Raw genomic sequence first — 19,114 nt, 5'->3', positions numbered from 1 at the left:
ATGAGAGTATAATGTTAAAATAAAGTAGTGACAAGAAATTATCTTGACATCTAAATCCTGTCATTATATAATAAATTTTGTTGTCTTGAGGTGATAATCGTATGAAATGGGCAATTCATCAATTAGCTAAATATCGTGATAACGGGATGACGTTAGATGAATTCGTAATTCTCGAAAATGTGAAGAAGCGAAACCCGGACGTTCGAAATATTTCACCCGTTCATGTAACAGGGCACTGCACGTTTGGTGCAGCGCAAATGACTTGTCATTTTCAGCTTTCAGGGACTCTCATATTACCTTGTGCTCGCACTTGGGAAGATGTAGAATTTCCATTTGAGATTCAATCTGATGAAATTTTCAGCTGGTCTGACACTGCAACTGCTATTGCGCAAGCATATGATAACTTTCATATTGTAGAAGGCGATGTAATTGAAGTTGATCCAGTTTTAGAGGAGTTAATCCTACTAGAAATTCCATTGCAAGTGTTTAAAGAAGGTGCAGACCAATTTAAACCAGAAGGTGGAAACGGCTGGTCATATACAACAGATGAAGATCTTAATGATATGCAGGAAGATGATCAACCAAAATTGGATCCAAGACTGGCTGACTTAGCTAAGTATTTTGATCAAACAGACGAATAATAGATCTGTAAGGAGGTGCCACCAATGGCAGTACCAGCTAGAAGAACTTCTAAAACTGTAAAAAGAAAACGTCGTACACATTTTAAATTATCCGTACCTGGTATGGTTGCTTGTCCAAATTGTGGTGAAATGAAATTGGCTCACCGAATTTGTAAATCATGCGGTCAATACAAAGGGAAAGAAGTAGTGAGCAAATAATTCAGTATTTGTTCCATTAAAGGCTACCAAAGAGACCATGGCTCTTCGGTAGCCTTTTTCTCTATATATTTTCAAAAAAGGGGTGCATGATATGGCTTTTACAATTGAAATAAAAGACGACATGATAATTTTTGAAATTAATAGACCTGAAATTCATAACGCCGTTAATGGAGAAGTGATGGAAGGATTTAAGGAATTAATACATAATGTAAAAATAAATGAATCGATCAAATTTGCTGTCATTACTGGTGCAGGTGAAAAATCGTTTTGCTCAGGAGGAGACCTTTCTGTTTTTCATAAATTAAAAACAGAAAAGGAATCCTATAAAATGTTAAGTGAGACAGCAAAAGTTTTATACGAAGTAGCGACATTACCAATTCCTACACTAGCGTTAATTAACGGGACAGCAGTAGGAGGTGGCTGTGAAATAGCTACCCTCTGTGATTATCGTCTTGTAAAAAAGGAAGCGAAATGTGGGTTTATTCAAGGGAAATTGGCAATTACTTCTGGCTGGGGAGGTGGAACCTACTTATTTGAAAAAGGGATGAGACATGACCAAGCGTTACAAATGCTGACAGAAGCTGTGCCCTACACTGCAGACCACCTTTTATCAATCGGATGGGCAACTCATTTATATGAAGGTGATAAACTAATGGCATTAAACAAGTTTATCCAAAAAATGATTGTACCCCATCCTACTGTGTTAAAAGCATATAAAATTCAAGCAATCCGTAAATGGGAGCAAAGTAAATTATATGAACGAGTAATGGAAGAGGTTGCAAGCTGCGCTATTCTTTGGGAGCAAGATCTTCACCACGAGGCTGTAAATTTCTTTTTATCAAATAAGAGGGTTTAAAATTTACTCAGTTTAGTATGTCTTTGAGGGCAGCTGCTCGATGTCAAATACCATTTATCTACTTTGCCAATTTTCTTCGCAACAAAAAATCTATCCCGGCCAACGTCGTCCTAGAAAAAAGATGTCACGGCTAATCGAATTTTTTACGCTTTTCTTATAAAAAAAGAAATAATATTAGAGTCTATTTACACCCAGTTTGCATATATTATTAAAAAAGCAAAGGGTGATAACATGACTGTTAAAATTAGAAAAGATAGTTGGACTGCGGAAGAAGACAATCTTTTAAAAGAAATAGTTTTAAAGAAAATAGAGCAAGGCCATACACAAATATCTGGATTTGAAGAAGCAAGCATTTTGTTAGGTCGCTCAAAACAAGCCTGTGCTTTCAGGTGGAATAAAAATCTTCGCCCAATTGTAATACAAAGAGAAACACCGAAAAAAGAAGCGTCAGTAAGAGATACTGCAGATTCATCATCTGTGCAAAATCATCTCCAGTTAGCGATGGAAAGTTATGATGAGATGAAACAGTCTTATGATCAAATTTCCAATGCTTACAACTTATTAAAGAGAGATTACGAACAATTAGTTAATTGGGTTAAACAAGGGATTACGCATATAGAATAGTAATAACATAAAGTCTCTATAATTAGAGGCTTTTTTTAAATTGTAAAATAAATTACTTCTCGAACAAAAAAATCTAACTATTTAGTTGAAATCGTTTTCATTATTCGTATAGACTAATAGAGAAGGGGATCACGTTTTTATAAAAGGGGGTAATATAATGAAAAAAGTGCTAATTGCAAACAGGGGTGAAATTGCAAGGCGTATTATTAAAACTTGTAAAAAGCTGAATATTAAAACCGTTGCAATATATTCGGAAGCGGATCAAGAACTACCATATGTAAAAGAAGCAGATTATGCTTATTTAATCGGACCAAACCCTGTCCAACAGTCCTATTTAAAAGTGGACGATATTATTGAAATTGCTAAAAAAGAGAATGTTGATGCTATCCATCCAGGCTATGGATTTTTATCGGAAAATGCAGACTTTGCTCGAAAAGCAGAAGCTGCAGGTATTAAATTTATAGGACCTAAACCAGAAACAATTGAAAAAATGGGCGATAAAATTGGTTCTAGACTAACGATGATTCATGCAAATGTACCTGTAGTTCCTGGAACGGAGGAGGGTCTAACCTCTATTAAGGAAGCGAAAGATGCTGCATCTAACATAGGCTATCCAGTTATGCTGAAAGCTAGTGCGGGTGGTGGAGGCATAGGAATGATTCGCTGTGATAATGAAGCCACTTTAGAAAAGCATTTTGAGTCAATTAAAACACGTGCAAAATCATACTTTGGAAATGATGTTGTATTTTTAGAGAAATTTATTGATGCATCACGGCATATTGAAGTACAAATATTTGGGGATAGCTTTGGGAATATCGTTCATTTATTTGAACGAAATTGCTCGGTACAACGAAGAAATCAAAAAGTTCTAGAGGAGTCTCCGTCCCCAAATTTTCCGCAAGAAGCACGTGAAAAATTGTATGAGGCTGCTATAAATGCCGCAAAGGCTGTAGAGTATGTTAATGCTGGAACGGTTGAATTTATAGTCGATCAAAATCATCAATTTTATTTCTTAGAAATGAACACAAGACTTCAAGTAGAACATCCTGTTACCGAAGCTGTGACTGGTTTTGATTTAGTAGAATGGCAGTTAAAAGTAGCGTCAGGAGAAGAATTACCTGTTAAAGACCAACAATTAATTAATTCACAAGGACATGCATTTGAATTTAGAGTATATGCAGAAGATCCAAAAACGTTCTTTCCTTCACCAGGTACAATCACTCATCTAAATTGGGGAGAAGTGGAAGATATTCGAATTGAGTCTGGTTACGAAGAAGGAAATAAAGTTACCCCTTTTTATGATCCGATGATTGCTAAAATAATTATTCATGAATCGAACAGAGAATTGGCTATTGAGAAAGCACAAAAAGTATTTTCTTCTGCTAAAATAGAAGGTGTAAAGACAAATATTGACTTGTTTAATCGTTTTTTACACGATGAAAGTTTTAACAGTGGAGTTTATTCCACATCCATTTTAGGGGAATGGATGCAAAACCAAGGGGAGGAAGTTTCAAAATGAAAAATTTAGAGTCGACAATGGCAGGTACAGTATTTACAGTGAATGTAGAAGTAGGAGAAGAAGTTTCTGCTGGACAAGTAGTGATGGTTCTAGAATCAATGAAAATGGAAATTCCAATTGAAGCAGAAGTTGCAGGTAAAGTAGCTACTATTAATGCTAAAGAAGGCGATTTTGTTAATGAAGGAGACGTTTTAGTAACGTTTGAGTAAACTATCAATTGCTTTGAGTTTGAAAAACTTGTACCGTTTGGCATGCCATGCAGTTGGCAAGGAGCAAGCAAATGCAACTAGAGTGAAATGAAGATTCTATTAAATGAATGGAACAGCTTTTATTGAAACGGTAATTTATCCACTGTCGTTTTCAGGATGTGCGCCTTACACGCCGCAAGAGCGCGAAGAATGAGACCCCGTAAAGGATGTGGGAGCGACAAAGGAGCGACTCATCCTGTGGAGGCTCTTACGTAGCTTGCGGCAAGCGCACAGCCGTGTTCAAATTCTTTTGCAAATCAAAATAACAGTTATAAAATCAGCCAATGCTTCAGACAAGGGGGTTTTTAGTTTGGAAGAAACGAAAGCGTATAATGAAAGATTAGAAGAAAAGTTAACGTCCATTTTTGCAGGTGGTCATTCCAAATACCATGAAAAAATGAAAGAGCAAAATAAGTTATTTGTTCGTGATCGTTTAGCATTACTCTTTGACAATGGGGAATATATAGAAGATGGACGCTTTGCAAATGTCGAGGCAGGTGACTTACCTGCTGATGGAGTTGTAACAGCAACTGGAAAAGTAAATGGTCAAACGGTTTGTGTAATGGCCAACGACTCTACTGTAAAGGCAGGTTCTTGGGGTTCACGTACAGTGGAGAAAATTATTCGTATTCAAGAAATTGCAGAGAAAAATAGAGTACCAATGTTATATTTAGTAGATTCTGCAGGTGCTCGTATAACAGATCAATTAGACATGTTTCCTAATCGCCGTGGTGCAGGCAGAATATTTCATAACCAAGTAAGACTTTCTGGTTTCATACCACAAATTTGTATACTATTTGGTCCATCTGCAGCTGGTGGGGCATACATACCAGCATTCTGTGATTTAGTTATTATGGTAGAAGGTAATGCCTCTATGTACTTAGGTTCCCCACGTATGGCCGAAAAAGTAATTGGTGAAAAGGTTACTTTAGAAGAAATGGGTGGAGCACGCATGCACTGTACAGTTAGTGGATGTGGAGACGTGTTGGCAACTACTGAGGAAGAAGCAATCAGCGAAGCCAAACGATATTTAAGCTATTTCCCTGCAAACTATACGGAAAAGCCTAAAAAAGTAGAACCGAAGAAAGCAAAAGAAGGCAGAACTTTAGAAGCCATTATTCCTGAAAATCAAAATGCACCATTTGATATGTATGAAGCAATTAGTGCATTAATAGATGAAGATACATTTTTTGATGTAAAAAAATTATTTGCTCCTGAGTTAATTACAGGTTTTGGGCGTATCGAGGGTCAAGCTGTAGGAATAATAGCAAATCAGCCAAAAGCAAAAGGTGGAGTACTTTTTGTTGATTCAGCGGATAAAGCCGCAAAATTTATTTCACTATGTGATGCTTTTTCTATTCCTCTATTATTTTTAGCTGATGTTCCAGGCTTCATGATTGGAACGAAGGTAGAACGTGCTGGAATTATTCGCCATGGAGCGAAACTAATTGCAGCTATGAGCTCAGCTACTGTACCAAAAATCTCCGTTATTGTTCGTAAAGCATATGGTGCAGGTCTATATGCGATGGCTGGTCCAGCATTTGAACCTGATGTATGTATAGCATTACCTACTGCACAAATAGCAGTAATGGGTCCAGAGGCTGCAGTCAATGCAGTGTATTCTAATAAAATAGAAGCAATTGAAGATCCGAAAGAACGATTAAAGTTTGTCCAAGAAAAACATGCTGAGTATAAAGAAGAAATTGATATTTATAAATTAGCATCTGAGATGATTATTGATGAAATAGTTTCTCCGAGTGAGCTACGCAACGAGCTTGCAAATCGTTTTAGATATTATGAAAATAAAGAAATTCCGAAAGCACCTCGAAAACATCCTGTGCTTCCTGTATAATAAATCTAAAAATAAGGTCTGCCATACTGGTAGGCCTTTTTTATAAGCTTGGGGTGATGAACTGGTGAAAATAGGTATTATTGGAGCAGGTGCAATAGGTATGATATTTGGCGCCTATTTAGCTGAGGCTAAGCATGACATTGTATTTTACGTACGCAAAGAAAATGAAAATTTATACATAGAAAAAGAACCAAATAGTCCAGAACTTATTAGGTGTAAACAAGTAAGTGTGATAGAATCACTATTTTCAATGGATTTAATAATAATTGCTGTGAAATACCACCATCTTAAAAACTTGAAAAGTGAATTAGATTTACTACCAAGACATATCCCATTATTGTTTCTACAGAATGGTTTACTCCACCTATCATATACAGATCAACTTAAGCAAGAAACAATTGTAATTGGATCTGTATTACTTGGGGCTACGAAAGTTAATTCATTTACAGTACGTCATCTGGGCATAGGAAAAACATCGGTTGGCGTGTATAGAGGTGTTTGGGAAAATGCCGATGTTTTTTTCAAAAGTTCATCAAATAATTTCCCTCTTGTTTATTCAAATCAAATAAAAACAACTTTAGTTAAAAAAGCATTAATGAACTGTTTAATAAATCCTTTATCGACAATTACAAAGTCTCCGAACGGAATGCTCATTAAAAATGAATCTTATCAGTTGATTATGAAAAATATGTATGTAGAAATAATGAATGTGTTCAATGAATGGAATGAACTACTTCTCTGGGAAGAGGTAGTCGAGCTTTGCAAAAACACAGAAAATAACCGTTCTTCTATGTTAGCGGATTTTGAAAATAATCGAATAATGGAGATTGACACAATTGTGGGAGCAATATTGGATGAAGCAAAGAAAAGGAATGAAGTATTACCTATATTAAATACTTTTTATCTATTGTTGAAAGAAATGAACAAAGTAGGTAATCGCCATGAGTAAGATGATTACCTTATTAATATTATTTCCTGTTATTGTGTTCTTTGTTTCCTTTATTATTTCAAAGTATTTATTACAAAAGAGAAAAAAGTCATTTGGGCTAGCGGCAGATTTAACGACATTCTTATTGTTTTTCTCCGTATCTAATGCTTTTTATGTAGTTTTTTCAAAGAATATCTTTCTTCTACTAATTGGTATTTCTTTAATCATTGCCAGTACTTTAACTTATATTGAATGGAAGAAAGAAAAAGAGATTGAAATTAAGCCTCTTCTTCGGAAAATATGGAGGTTACTATTCCTATTACTATGCGTGATTTATGCACTCATTTGGTTAATCGGAGTTATCCGCTATGTATTGTATTATATAAGCTAATAATTTTAACACTTCTTTTCGAAGTGATATACTCGTAAAGTATAAAATTTTGTCAAGCAGGACGCCTGCATGATGCCAACGGCGGATGCCACAGATTGCATTTTAATCTGAGCTCAAATACGCCAAGGTGAATTTGAAATTTAGAGGTGGAAAAATCGTGCGAGTAGAGCAATACACACAACCATTCGCTTCCTCATTTTATAAGAAATATTTAGAAGATATATCTAGTTTGTCTTCTTTCTATCATTATGAATGGAATCAAAATGCATTAAATAATAGACTTCAGGAAACTGATTTTAGTAAACATAAAAGAAATGAACTTGTAGAAGTGATAACTAGCTATATGAGTCCGTTTGGGTTATCAGAAAAAAGTAAATTGCATTTAGAAGAACTAAAGGATAATGGAATTGTTGTTATTGGTGGGCAGCAGGCAGGTCTAATGTCAGGCCCTATGTATTCCATTCATAAAGCTATTTCAGTAATCGTGTTAGCAAAGCAACAACGAGAAATTCTAGGGGTACCTGTCATTCCAGTTTTCTGGATAGCGGGTGAGGATCACGATATTGATGAGGTTAATCATGTATACATAGAAAGAGGACGAAAGCTTCAAAAGATGACTTATCCTGAAGCATCGAGAATCAAAAAAATAGCCTCTAAAAGTCCTTTTGATAAAAAAATGATTACAGCTTATTTGGAAGAATTGTTTAAAAGTCTGCCTGAAACGTTGCATACTAAAAAGTTATTTCAAAAGGTAATTGCTTTATTAGAAAATAATTTGAATTATAGTGATTTTTTTGCAGCGTTGATGAATGACTTTTTCCAACAAGAAGGTTTGTTATTGATAGATGCTGCCTATGAGCCTTTACGTAAGTTAGAAAGTGAATACTTTCAAAAAATGGTGAAGTATTCTTCTCAGCTAGCAGAGGTCGTATTTGAAAATGAGGCAGCTTTTGAGAAGGCAGGCTATGGTACACCTATTCAGACTAAGGAAAATGCAGCTCATTTATTTTATGTAGAAGATGGTGAACGTTTTTTATTAGAAAGAAAAGATGGGAAATTTGTCAATGAAGGAAAAGGAATAGCTTTTTCAGAAGTAGAATTGATGAATATTGCTATAAATGAACCTGAAAGATTAAGTAATAATGTCGTAACGAGACCTCTTATGCAAGAAATGGTCTTTCCTGTATTAAGCTTTATTGGAGGACCGGGAGAAATTGCTTATTGGGGTACACTTAGGTCTGCATTTGAACTATTTGAGATGAGAATGCCAGTCATTATGCCAAGGTTAAGCATTACAATTGTTAACTCTAAAACGCAAAATTTGTTGGAGAAGTTTTCTTTCCGAGTTCCTGATATATGGGAAGGAATGGCAGAAAAAGCGAAGCTGCAATATATTGATGAGCATAGAAATGAAAAGATACCAACATTGCTAGCTTCTATAAAAGAAGATCTTACAGCAAAATATAAAGAGTTAGAAACTATTCTTCAAGAAGAGAATATAAAATTAGCTCCTTTAGTAAATAAAAATTTAGACTATCATGAAAAACAGATAACATTTTTAAACAATGCAATTGAAGATACTTTCCTTGGAAAGTTAGATGCTTCCATTAATCGATATGACCGTTTAACGATGGAATTAACTCCAAACGGCGGATTACAAGAACGTACATTTTCACCACTTCAGCTTTTAAATGAAGCTGGGACGGAATTGATACAAGATCTTTTAGAAATTCAATATGAGTTTAATGGGCAGCATCATATAGTATTTATATAAAAGGCTCTTTAATTTATTTTTGTGAATTTGTAATTCGGATAAGATGTAATACCCCTTCAATGGAAGAAGTAAACGCGGGATTCGGTATTCAGTACTTTTGATTGCCTAACATTAACTTGAATTGTTACATTTCTCTTAAGTTTAAAGAAGACAATTGCATTAATACCTTATCGACTATATTAAGTACCAAGGTATTGGCAACTTATAATTAAGTGATGAGCATCGCGCAGGAGCAAATATCTTCTGCGACGAGCTTTGCGCAGGAGCAAATATCTTCTGCGACGAGCTTTGCGCAGGAGCAAATTAAATAGCGATTATGAAGTTTAACCATTCATTATAAAAAATCTCCACGGTAATTCGTGGAGATTTTTTATATGGAAAAATACCTGTATTTTTAATTATCTACTTAAACTTTGCTTCGCATTTTCCATCTCAACAAGTACTATTTACACATTTTGAAATTTATTACACTAAATTTTGAAAAATGGGTGGAGGAAAGTGGGGGGATGTGGTATGTTATTCACATAAAGTGGGGTGAGTAGCATGTTCATGGGCGAATATCAACATAACGTTGATCCGAAAGGCCGGTTAATCATACCTTCCAAGTTTCGGGAGCATTTAGAAGATTGTTTTGTTTTAACACGTGGTCTTGATAATTGCTTATTTGGTTATCCTATGAATGAATGGCGAAAACTCGAAGAAAAATTAAAAGAACTTCCTGTTACGAAAAAAGATGCTCGGGCATTTACCCGTTTTTTCTTTTCTGGTGCTACAGAAGTTGAAATTGACAAACAAGGACGTATTAATATTCCAAGTAATTTGCGTAGCTATGCAAAGATGGATAAAGAATGTGTAGTTCTTGGTGTTTCTAATCGTTTAGAAATATGGGCTAAGGATGCTTGGGAAAATTATTTTGAGGAATCTGAGGATTCTTTCAACGATATAGCAGAGAATATGATTGGCTTTGACATTTAATCTTATTCGGTATAGTGTTAGACACTTGCTAAAAAGATATTGCCTTCCACGTAAAACTGGAAGCAATGTTACCTGCATAGCAATGTACAGGTAAACATCGAGGATACTTGATAAAGAGGAGGAAAAGGCTTGTTTCATCACACAACAGTATTATTAAAAGAAACGGTAGATGGACTAGCCGTTCGTCCAGATGGAATTTATGTGGACTGTACTCTTGGAGGAGCTGGCCATAGTGAATATCTCGTCCAGCAATTAGGGGAAAATGGAAGATTAATTTGTTTTGATCAAGACATGATTGCTATTGAGAATGCAAAAGTAAGATTAGCTCCTTTCTTAGACAAAGTAACATTTGTACATGCAAATTTCCGTTATCTAAAAGAAGAACTTGAGAACATTGGAATTGAGAAAGTCGATGGAGTTTTATATGATTTAGGTGTTTCATCCCCTCAGCTTGATACTCCAGAAAGAGGCTTTAGTTATAATTACGATGCCCCACTAGATATGAGGATGGATCAGACTAGTGAGCTAACCGCATATCACATAGTTAATGATTGGCCATATGAAAAACTGGTGAAAATATTTTTTAGATATGGAGAAGAGAAGTTCTCTAAGCAAGTTGCAAGAAAGATTGAACAAGCTAGAGAGAACGCTCCAATTGAAACAACATTTCAATTAGTTGAATTGATAAAGGCTGGGATTCCTGCAGCTGCTAGAAGAACAGGTGGACATCCTGCAAAACGAATTTTTCAAGCTATAAGAATTGCTGTGAATGATGAATTAGGAGCAGCGGAAGAATCTTTGGAAGATGCAATTAAAGTTATAAAGGTAGGCGGAAGGATTAGTGTTATTACGTTTCATTCTCTAGAAGACAGATTAACAAAAACTATCTTTAAAGAAGCTGCGTCGTTACCAGAATTGCCACCTAATTTACCAGTTATACCGGAAGGAATGGAACCTGCTTTAAAACTTATCACAAGAAAGCCTATTCTACCTTCTGTAGAAGAATTAGAAGAAAACAATAGGTCTCGTTCAGCTAAACTAAGAATTGTGGAAAAAATTAATGAAAAGGGAAGTGTCTAAATGGCTTTACGTAAACAACAATCTCAAACATACATAAGTCGTCCTTCTTTTCCTGAACAACCACAAATAAAGAAGCCGACAAAACAAGCAAAAAAAATATTAACCAAAGGGGAGAGGTTTCTCCTTATTGGTTTATTATCAGTAGTAACTATACTAGGCTTAATGATTATTCAAACTCAGACAGCTGTTCGTTCAACGAGTGCTGACATTCAACTAATGGAAAAACAAATCGACAATGTATCAAAAGAAAATACAGACTTGTCCATACAAGTAAGCGAATTATCTACCTATGAGCGTATTTGGAAAAAGGCGGAAGAGCTCGGTTTGAAACTGAATGAGCAAAACGTAAAGGTAGTACCAGGACAATGAATAAGAAATTTCGTTTTCAATGGGGAGCCTTTCTAATGTTTTTACTTTATGGAGGGCTCTTTTTTCTATTGTTTAGTCGATTTGTATTTATTCAAGTGACTGGGACTGCTGAAGGGCAAGTATTATCTACTAAAGCAGACTCAAAGTATAGTAGAGAACAAGTGATTCCGGCGAGTAGAGGTAAAATTATAGACCGCAACGGAGATGTTATCGTAGAAGATACGCTCAGTTACAAAATTATTGCTGTTATTAGCCCGAAAGCTACTAATAACAGTAATGCTCCACGGCATGTAGTGGATCCTGAAAATACTGCAAAAGTGTTAGCAGAATATATTAATCTGCCAGAGCAAGATATATTGGACATACTAAACAAAAATATTAAAGCAGGAAAATATCAAGTGGAGTTCGGAAAATCTGGTAGAGATATTAGTTATAAAGTGATGTCAGAAATAAAAAATAACAATTTACCTGGAATAATTTTTGTTCAAGATATGAAAAGACTTTATCCAAATGGACAATTCGCATCTCATCTAATCGGTTTTGCATTAAAAGAAGAAAATGAAGATGGAGAAGCTGTACCAGTAGGAAAGATGGGCTTGGAATATATTTATGACGAAGAATTGACTGGAACTCATGGTAAGGTGAATTTTAAAGGTGATACGAAAGGCTTTTTATTGCCAAATACTGAAAAAATGATAACCAAACCGCAAGATGGAGATAATATTTATTTAACTATTGATAAAACAATTCAAAACTTTTTAGAAGATGCACTTAACAAAGCAGAAGAAAAGTATAATCCTGAAAAGATTACCGCTATTGTCGCGAATCCAAAAACAGGAGAAATTCTTGCTATGTCTCAAAGACCAACCTTCGAACCGAATACTAGAGAAGGTTTATCAACAAACTGGCTAAACGAAGCAATTGAACAAACAATAGAACCAGGCTCTACAATGAAAATCTTCACTTTGGCATCGGCGATCGAAGAAGGGGTATGGGAACCTAATGCAACTTATAAATCCGGATCTTATAAAGTATACGACCGAACAATACGTGATCATAATGTATACGGATGGGGTACTATTTCGTACTTAGAAGGATTTCAACGCTCGTCAAATGTATCAATGGCTTACTTGTTAAATAGAATCGGTGATGAGACTTTTATTGAGTATATTCATCGATTTGGATTTGGAGAAAAAACGGGAATTGATTTGCCACATGAGGCAACCGGAACAGTAAGCGATAAGTATCCGATTAATAGAGTGACTACAACCTATGGACAAGGGACAACTGTTACACCAATTCAATTAATTCAGGCCATGACAGCTATAGCAAATAAAGGTAAAATGATGCAGCCATATGTGATAGAGAAAATAGTAGATCCAAACACTGGTGAGGTAATAAGTGACCACAAACCAGTCGAAAAGAAATCTCCAATATCTGCTAAGACTGCTGATCAGGTGAAAGAAATTTTAGCAAGCACAGTTACATCAGAAAAAGGTACTGCTCAACGGTTTAAATTAGCTGATTATACAACTGCAGGAAAAACAGGTACTGCCCAAATTGCCAACCCTGAGGGTGGATATTTTTGGGGCCGTAATTTGTTTTTGTATTCCTTTTTAGGGATGGCGCCTGTAGAAGATCCACAGCTTATTGTCTATGTTGCTGTTCATAAACCGAAATTGAAAGATACCGAAGTGGGATCAGAGCCTACCTCAGAAATTTTTAATTCTGTAACGGAAAACAGCTTAAAATACTTAAATATACAACCAGAAAATCTAGAACTTGCCTCTTCGATAGAAATGCCAAATATTGTCGGGGAAAATGTGGTGGAAAGTCAGAGTAGACTAGAGTCACAAGGCTTAAAAACTGTTATAATTGGACAAGCGGAAAATGTAAAAGAGCAATTCCCTGCTGCAGGAACTTCGATTTTAGCCAATGGAACAGTTTTTCTACAAGGGGAGGGAAATATTAAACTTCCTAACTTCTCTGGTTGGTCTAAACGAAATATAATGATTTACAAATCATTGTCTAATATACCAATTGAAATTTCAGGAGATGGCTATGTAACAAGCCAAAGTTTAACTGCTGGTTCTGTTGTTTCAAAAGATACTCCTGTTGTTGTTCATTTGACGACACCGGAAGAAACAAAAATTGCCCCGGGATTAGAGGAATCTATGGAAGTACCACCACAAGACTAGTTGAGCAAATAGAATAGTTCTTGTCATTTTCTCATAGGTTATCTTAAACGAATAAAAGGGGAAAATGTAATTTCTAAAGTAAAACAAGTATTGCGCCTCCGCTTAATTTGGGTATTGATGATTTTATTGTTTTTAGCAGTGGTATTGAAATTAGTGCAACTTCAATTTTTTCAGTTTGATGAATTGACAACAAAAGCAAAAGAAAGTTGGGATCGCGAACTTCCTTATGCGTCACTTCGGGGTAATATTCTGGATAGGAATGGAGAAGTAATTGTTGGAAATAAGCTTTCTCCTACGTTATTTTACATGCCTTCTCAAAACGATGAACCAGAAAAAGTGGCAAAAGAAATTGCTCCACTGTTAAAAATGGATGAAGCAAAATTATTTGAACAGCTCAATAAAAGAGATTATTTAGTAAAACTCGCGCCAAAAGGAAAAAACATTAGTGCAGAACTTGCGATGCAAATCCAAGATAAAAATATACCTGGATTGTATGCGGGTATTGATTATGTACGAGACTATCCACAGGGTAATATACTTTCAAGATTGATAGGTTTTACTGGGTATGACGCTCAAGGACTAGCGGGAATCGAATATCAATATGATTCCGTTTTAAAAGGAAAGCAATCTGCTATACGTATGTTTACAGATGCAAAAGGGGTACCTCTTCCACATGTGGATGATGGGTGGAAAAATGGAGTTTCAGGTAACCATGTTCAACTGACAATTGATATGGAAATACAACAGGTAGTGGAAAGAGAACTTTCACAAGCAATGCAGAAATACGAAGCGACGCAAGCAATTGCTATTGTGATGAATCCCAAAAATGGAGAAATACTTGCACTTTCTTCTGCCCCAAACTTTGATCCATCATCTTATCAAGAAGTTGACTCTACTATTTATAATCGTAATTTACCAGTTTGGATGACTTTCGAGCCTGGATCTACCTTTAAAATAATTACATTAAGTGCAGCCTTAGAAGAAAAAGTAGTGGATTTGGAAGATGATCATTTTCATGATGCTGGCTATACAATGATAGAGGGTGCTCGCCTTAGATGCTGGAAGAGATCTGGACATGGAAGCCAAACCTTCTTAGAAGTTGTGGAGAACTCCTGTAATCCAGGTTTTATAGAGCTTGGAAGAAGAGTAGGGCCGGAAAAACTTTCGGATTACATACGAAAATTTGGTTTCGGGCAGTCAACGGGTTCTGGAATGGCTGGAGAATCAACAGGAATTCTTTTTAGCAAAGAAGCTTATGGTCCTGTAGAGCATGCCACCACTTCATTTGGTCAAGGTATTTCTGTAACACCGATTCAGCAAGTGCAAGCGGTTGCTGCCGCTATAAATGGTGGTAAATTATTTAAACCGTTTATTATAAAAAATATTTTAGATGGTGAAACGAACGAAGTATTATCGACATCTGAGCCGGAGATGAAGCACCAGGTAATTAGTGAAGAAACTTCAGCAATGGTACGAGATGCACTTGAACATGTAGTAGCAGAAGGATCAGGTAGAAATGCATATCGAGATGGTTTACGAATAGGTGGAAAAACTGGTACAGCACAAAAAGTACAAAATGGCAGATATATGGACGGAGAATATATTGTTTCATTCATTGGATTTGCCCCAGCAGATGATCCAGAGTTAATCGTCTATGTTGCCATTGATAATCCTAAACATAGTTCACAATTTGGTGGAGTTATTGCAGCACCTATAGTAGGGCAGATCATTGAGGATTCACTTGAGGTTACTGCCGGTGGCAAGCAACTTGAAAAAGAATATCGATGGGGGGATATCCAACAAGTTCGTGTACCAAACTTAGTAGGAATAAAGAAAAAAGAGATTACAACCTATATGTACCCATTTACAATTGTTTGGCATGGTGATGGGGAAGAAATACTTTCACAATTACCGAAGGAAAACAGTTTAATTCCAATAGACGGAAAAATACATGTCTACACAAAATAATTAACTATAGTAAATTTATTGATAGTTGATCGCAACTAAGGAGATTTTTTCATGACTTTATCTACAACGATTATTACAATTAGTATTAGTTTTCTTTTGTCCGTTATTCTCGCGCCAATAATTATCCCATATTTGAGAAGGATGAAATTTGGTCAGAGTATTCGAGAAGAAGGACCACAATCCCATCAAAAAAAAGCAGGAACACCAACAATGGGTGGGCTTATATTTTTAACGTCCATCATTATAGGGACAGTAGCAGTCTCGTTTTACTTCGATAAGCTAACGACGCAATCTATTGTGCTGCTAATTATTTTAGTTGGTTTTGGTTTAATTGGCTTTTTAGATGATTTTATTAAAGTAGTATTAAAAAGAAATTTGGGATTAACTTCAATTCAAAAATTAATTGGTCAAATTGTTATATCAGTTGGCGCATATTTCTTATTAAAACTTGGACCATTTGACACAACACTTGCTATTCCATTTACGAATGCAGAATTAGATTTTGGACAATTTTATGTAGCATTTCTAATATTTTGGTTAGTTGGATTTTCTAATGCAGTAAATCTTTCAGATGGTTTAGATGGTTTAGTATCAGGTACAGCATCTGTTGCATTTGCAACGTTCGGTGTACTTGCACTAGCATATGAGCAAACAGATATAGCGATCTTTACATTTAGTGTAGCAGGTGCACTATTAGGATTTCTTTTGTTCAATAAAAACCCCGCTAAAGTTTTTATGGGTGATACTGGATCACTAGCATTAGGCGGGGCATTGGCGATGGTTTCTATTCTCGTAAAACAAGAACTCTTATTATTACTAGTAGGAATTATTTTTGTTATAGAGACGCTGTCTGTTATTTTGCAAGTAATTAGTTTTAAAACAACAGGTAAGCGGATTTTTAAAATGAGTCCTATTCATCACCATTTCGAACTTTCTGGATGGTCAGAAAAAAGAATTGTGACTGTATTTTGGGCTATCGGTTTTATAGCAGCAATGCTTGTTGTTATTTTGGAGGTTGTATAAAAAATGAAGCAATTACCAATGGTTTATCATAAAAAAATTCTTGTATTAGGACTTGCGAAAAGCGGAACAGCTGCAGCAGAAATTTTACATGATTTAGGAGCATTTGTAACTGTTAATGATTCAAAACCTTTTGATGAAAATGAACATGCACAGTACTTACTTTCTAAAGGATTAACAGTCATCTGTGGAAGTCATCCTGAGGATCTATTAGACGAGGGATTCAGTCTTATAGTAAAGAACCCTGGTATTCCTTACACAAATACTGTTATTGCCGAAGCTAAAAAGAGAGGTATTCCAGTTTGGACAGAGGTGGAATTAGCATATCGAATAAGTGATGCTCCAATGATTGGAATTACTGGTTCAAATGGGAAAACTACCACAACAACATTAATATTTGAAATGTTAGAAGCAGGAAATAAACAACCATTAATTGCTGGAAATATTGGTACTGTTGCAAGTGCAGTCGCTGCAAAAGCTACAAATGATAATATTATTGTAACGGAACTATCTTCTTTTCAGTTGATGGGTACGGAAGAACTAAAACCAAAGATTTCAGTTTTGATGAATTTATATGAAGCTCATTTAGACTATCATTCAAGTTTTCAAGAATATACAGATGCAAAATTCAATATTACTAAAAATCAAGATCATTCGGACTGGTTTATTTATAATGGCGAGCAGCAAATTGTTAAAGATTATGCTAGTAAAAGTAATGCAAAGAAAATCCCTTTCTATGTAAGTAAAAAAACAGAGGAAGGAATAAGTGCTGATGATCTATATGTATATTGGAATGGTAAAATGTTATTTGAACGATCTATCATTGCACTACGAGGAAAACACAACTTAGAAAATGTATTAGCTTCAACTGCTGCTGCCATTTTACTGAATTGCTCATTAGACAGTATAGTTCAGGTTCTTACGAATTTCCACGGTGTTAAGCATCGAACACAATTTGTACGTGAGTGGAAAAATAGAAAGTTTTATAATGATTCAAAAGCTACAAATGCACTTGCTACAAAAAGTGCATTAGAAGGTTTTTCTGAACCTGTAATATTACTTGCAGGTGGTGTAGATCGTGGTCATTCCTTTGATGAATTGATTCCACATTTACACAATGTGAAGGCACTCATTCACTACGGAGCAACAGCGGAACGTCTACAAAAATTTGGAGAACAGCAAGGAATTCCTGCTGTTATACAAGTGAATAACTTAATTGATGCAATTGCAGAAGGGGTTAGAATTTCTGCTGAGGGAGATGTTATTTTACTTTCTCCGGCTTGTGCAAGTTGGGATCAGTATGAAAGCTTTGAAATTCGTGGAGATGAATTTATCGAACAAGTGCTAGCATTAAAAGATTAACGAAGGGATGAACTAAACGAACGATAAAAGAACAATCCTATTTTTAGCATCTGTCCTATTTTTATCTATTATCGGGATACTATTCGTACACTCTGCAGGTTCTTATTGGAGTCAGGTGCATTACAAAGACCAATTACCATTTGCTTTAAAGCAAGGGAGTTATTTAATAGTCGGTATTTTAGGTGCATTATTTATTCGAAATAAGAGATTTATAAGGCTACCAAAGTTTTGGCTAATCATTTATGTGTTTTCTATATTATTTTTAATTGGTGTGCTCATTCCTGGAATTGGGGTAGTTCGAAATGGTTCACAAAGTTGGATTTCACTTGGTTTTATGAACTTTCAACCTGCCGAACTTGCTAAAATCGCTGTATTAGGAATGCTAGCATTTTCATTGTCGAATGAGAAAAAAACAAAAGGGCAGATGTATTTCCAAAGTGCCGTAATTTTATTACTGCCGATTACTTTTATTATGATTCAACCAGATTTTGGTTCAGCCTTCGTTTTGATTGTGGCATCTTTTTTCCTGCTTTTTGCAGCAGGATTACCTTTAAAATTTTTTGTTACCATTGGAATAACTGGAATAATAGCATTAGTAGCATTGATAGCTTCGGCACCTTACAGGCTCGACCGAATTCAATCGTTTCTTGATCCCTGGAGTGATCCTTTAGGTACTGGCTTTCAAGCAATTCAATCCTTACTTGCGGTTGGCCCGGCTGGACTGTTCGGATTTGGTTATGGGAATAGTAGACAGAAGTTTTTATACTTACCGGAACCACAAAATGATTTTATTTTCTCTATTTTATTAGAAGAAACTGGGTTCATCGGAGGTTTAGTTATTATTTCAGCTTTTGTTCTATTTTTCACGACAGGCTTTGCAATGGCTGCACGTGCCAAAACACGTGCTTATCAATTAACAATTATCGGATTTACTTCCTTATTAGCAGTACAAACGTTTCTTAACATGGGTGTGGTTACAGGTTTACTACCAGTTACAGGTGTTACTTTACCATTTATAAGCTATGGTGGTTCTTCTCTAGTTACCACATGGGGGATTATCGGTATAATCTTAAACTTAGCAAATAATTCTACAGGAGAAGGGAGGCGGTAG

18 protein-coding genes are annotated in these 19,114 nt (G+C 35.6%); all 18 read left to right on the top strand.

Annotated elements, in window-relative coordinates; translation table 11 throughout:
- Positions 1-101 precede the first annotated feature (101 nt).
- The 18 genes from WAX74_RS16310 to WAX74_RS16225 all read left to right on the top strand — a co-directional run bounded on the left by WAX74_RS16310 (position 102) and on the right by WAX74_RS16225 (position 19,114).
- Positions 102-641, top strand: a complete 540-nt coding sequence (locus tag WAX74_RS16310) for a YceD family protein (RefSeq protein WP_336498722.1) — start codon at positions 102-104, stop codon at positions 639-641.
- Positions 642-665: 24 nt separating this feature from the next.
- Entirely contained in the window at positions 666-839 is a 174-nt protein-coding gene (gene rpmF, locus WAX74_RS16305) for a 50S ribosomal protein L32 (RefSeq protein ID WP_053590111.1), read from the top strand.
- A 91-nt stretch (positions 840-930) separates the two neighbouring features.
- Complete coding sequence (locus tag WAX74_RS16300; RefSeq protein WP_336498721.1) at positions 931-1,695, top strand: enoyl-CoA hydratase/isomerase family protein; 765 nt, start codon at positions 931-933, stop codon at positions 1,693-1,695.
- A gap of 231 nt (positions 1,696-1,926) precedes the next feature.
- The gene (locus WAX74_RS16295; protein WP_336498720.1) at positions 1,927-2,319 is read left to right on the top strand and encodes a transcriptional regulator; all 393 of its coding nucleotides are present in this window, start codon (positions 1,927-1,929) and stop codon (positions 2,317-2,319) included.
- A gap of 157 nt (positions 2,320-2,476) precedes the next feature.
- Complete coding sequence (locus tag WAX74_RS16290; protein ID WP_336498719.1) at positions 2,477-3,838, top strand: acetyl-CoA carboxylase biotin carboxylase subunit; 1,362 nt, start codon at positions 2,477-2,479, stop codon at positions 3,836-3,838.
- Positions 3,835-4,047: an acyl-CoA carboxylase biotin carboxyl carrier protein subunit gene (locus WAX74_RS16285; protein ID WP_336498718.1), complete on the top strand. Its 213-nt coding sequence runs from the start codon at positions 3,835-3,837 to the stop codon at positions 4,045-4,047. The genes WAX74_RS16290 and WAX74_RS16285 overlap by 4 nt, the downstream gene beginning before the upstream one ends.
- A gap of 349 nt (positions 4,048-4,396) precedes the next feature.
- On the top strand, positions 4,397-5,938 hold the full coding sequence (locus WAX74_RS16280; protein ID WP_336498717.1) for an acyl-CoA carboxylase subunit beta: 1,542 nt from the start codon (positions 4,397-4,399) through the stop codon (positions 5,936-5,938).
- A gap of 64 nt (positions 5,939-6,002) precedes the next feature.
- Entirely contained in the window at positions 6,003-6,887 is an 885-nt protein-coding gene (locus tag WAX74_RS16275; protein WP_336498716.1) for a 2-dehydropantoate 2-reductase, read from the top strand.
- Positions 6,880-7,257 (top strand): DUF3397 domain-containing protein, encoded by a 378-nt coding sequence (locus WAX74_RS16270; RefSeq protein ID WP_336498715.1) that lies wholly within the window; start codon positions 6,880-6,882, stop codon positions 7,255-7,257. Before WAX74_RS16275 ends, WAX74_RS16270 begins: the two co-directional genes overlap by 8 nt.
- A 157-nt stretch (positions 7,258-7,414) precedes the next feature.
- Positions 7,415-9,031, top strand: a complete 1,617-nt coding sequence (bshC, locus tag WAX74_RS16265) for a bacillithiol biosynthesis cysteine-adding enzyme BshC (RefSeq protein ID WP_336498714.1) — start codon at positions 7,415-7,417, stop codon at positions 9,029-9,031.
- Positions 9,032-9,574: 543 nt separating this feature from the next.
- Positions 9,575-10,006 carry a division/cell wall cluster transcriptional repressor MraZ gene (gene mraZ, locus WAX74_RS16260; protein WP_336498713.1) on the top strand — a complete coding sequence of 144 codons (432 nt, stop codon included), beginning with the start codon at positions 9,575-9,577 and terminating at the stop codon, positions 10,004-10,006.
- A 129-nt stretch (positions 10,007-10,135) separates the two neighbouring features.
- Complete coding sequence (gene rsmH / locus WAX74_RS16255; RefSeq protein ID WP_336498712.1) at positions 10,136-11,086, top strand: 16S rRNA (cytosine(1402)-N(4))-methyltransferase RsmH; 951 nt, start codon at positions 10,136-10,138, stop codon at positions 11,084-11,086.
- Positions 11,087-11,455: a cell division protein FtsL gene (gene ftsL, locus WAX74_RS16250; protein ID WP_336498711.1), complete on the top strand. Its 369-nt coding sequence runs from the start codon at positions 11,087-11,089 to the stop codon at positions 11,453-11,455.
- Positions 11,452-13,653 carry a penicillin-binding transpeptidase domain-containing protein gene (locus WAX74_RS16245; protein ID WP_336498710.1) on the top strand — a complete coding sequence of 734 codons (2,202 nt, stop codon included), beginning with the start codon at positions 11,452-11,454 and terminating at the stop codon, positions 13,651-13,653. The genes ftsL and WAX74_RS16245 overlap by 4 nt, the downstream gene beginning before the upstream one ends.
- A 69-nt stretch (positions 13,654-13,722) precedes the next feature.
- Positions 13,723-15,621 carry a stage V sporulation protein D gene (locus WAX74_RS16240; protein ID WP_336498765.1) on the top strand — a complete coding sequence of 633 codons (1,899 nt, stop codon included), beginning with the start codon at positions 13,723-13,725 and terminating at the stop codon, positions 15,619-15,621.
- A 51-nt stretch (positions 15,622-15,672) separates the two neighbouring features.
- A complete protein-coding gene (gene mraY, locus WAX74_RS16235; RefSeq protein ID WP_336498709.1) occupies positions 15,673-16,644 on the top strand; it encodes a phospho-N-acetylmuramoyl-pentapeptide-transferase in 972 nt (323 codons plus the stop codon).
- A 3-nt stretch (positions 16,645-16,647) separates the two neighbouring features.
- Positions 16,648-18,003: a UDP-N-acetylmuramoyl-L-alanine--D-glutamate ligase gene (murD, locus tag WAX74_RS16230; RefSeq protein ID WP_336498708.1), complete on the top strand. Its 1,356-nt coding sequence runs from the start codon at positions 16,648-16,650 to the stop codon at positions 18,001-18,003.
- Positions 18,004-18,037: 34 nt separating this feature from the next.
- Positions 18,038-19,114 (top strand): FtsW/RodA/SpoVE family cell cycle protein, encoded by a 1,077-nt coding sequence (locus WAX74_RS16225; RefSeq protein ID WP_336498764.1) that lies wholly within the window; start codon positions 18,038-18,040, stop codon positions 19,112-19,114.

This window comes from Psychrobacillus mangrovi (assembly GCF_037104765.1).
GTDB lineage: Bacteria > Bacillota > Bacilli > Bacillales_A > Planococcaceae > Psychrobacillus > Psychrobacillus mangrovi.
The sequence above is the reverse complement of the archived record's forward strand: the minus strand, read 5'-3'. Positions and strand labels throughout refer to the sequence as shown.

Coding starts and splice junctions, on each gene's coding strand:
- mraY (WP_336498709.1), top strand. CDS start 15,673: ATGACTTTATCTACAACGATTATTACAATTAGTATTAGTTTTCTTTTG.
- rpmF (WP_053590111.1), top strand. CDS start 666: ATGGCAGTACCAGCTAGAAGAACTTCTAAAACTGTAAAAAGAAAACGT.
- WAX74_RS16300 (WP_336498721.1), top strand. CDS start 931: ATGGCTTTTACAATTGAAATAAAAGACGACATGATAATTTTTGAAATT.
- WAX74_RS16310 (WP_336498722.1), top strand. CDS start 102: ATGAAATGGGCAATTCATCAATTAGCTAAATATCGTGATAACGGGATG.
- ftsL (WP_336498711.1), top strand. CDS start 11,087: ATGGCTTTACGTAAACAACAATCTCAAACATACATAAGTCGTCCTTCT.
- WAX74_RS16295 (WP_336498720.1), top strand. CDS start 1,927: ATGACTGTTAAAATTAGAAAAGATAGTTGGACTGCGGAAGAAGACAAT.
- WAX74_RS16270 (WP_336498715.1), top strand. CDS start 6,880: ATGAGTAAGATGATTACCTTATTAATATTATTTCCTGTTATTGTGTTC.
- mraZ (WP_336498713.1), top strand. CDS start 9,575: ATGTTCATGGGCGAATATCAACATAACGTTGATCCGAAAGGCCGGTTA.
- WAX74_RS16290 (WP_336498719.1), top strand. CDS start 2,477: ATGAAAAAAGTGCTAATTGCAAACAGGGGTGAAATTGCAAGGCGTATT.
- WAX74_RS16245 (WP_336498710.1), top strand. CDS start 11,452: ATGAATAAGAAATTTCGTTTTCAATGGGGAGCCTTTCTAATGTTTTTA.
- murD (WP_336498708.1), top strand. CDS start 16,648: ATGAAGCAATTACCAATGGTTTATCATAAAAAAATTCTTGTATTAGGA.
- WAX74_RS16285 (WP_336498718.1), top strand. CDS start 3,835: ATGAAAAATTTAGAGTCGACAATGGCAGGTACAGTATTTACAGTGAAT.